The organism is Pontimicrobium sp. MEBiC06410 (genome assembly GCF_053601615.1).
Window position 1 is genome coordinate 1 of the sequence record NZ_JBSHNT010000156.1, and the last position, 351, is coordinate 351.

The window sequence follows — 351 nt, forward strand, 5'->3', positions numbered from 1 at the left end:
AGCTGTGGTAACACTGCGCCAGAACAAACACAAACCATCACGGTGTCTGATAATATCGCACCAACATTTACTGCACCTGCAAATATCGAAATATTTACAGATGCATCATGTAATTACGATGCTGGAGTAAACATTACAGGAAATGTTACAGACGAAGCAGATAACTGTTCTACAACGCTAAACGCGACCTACACAGACGCTGTAGTCGCTGGAACTTGCGAAGGATCATTCGTAATCACCAGAACATGGACATTAACAGATAGCTGTGGTAACACTGCGCCAGAACAAATACAAACCATCACGGTGTCTGATAATATCGCACCAACATTTACTGCACCTGCAGATATTGAG

The 351-nt window shown here is 42.7% G+C and carries 1 pseudogene; it reads left to right on the forward strand.

Going from position 1 to position 351, the window contains the following annotated elements:
• Positions 1–351, forward strand: a pseudogene (locus ACVC08_RS12130) (hypothetical protein); the annotation flags it as partial.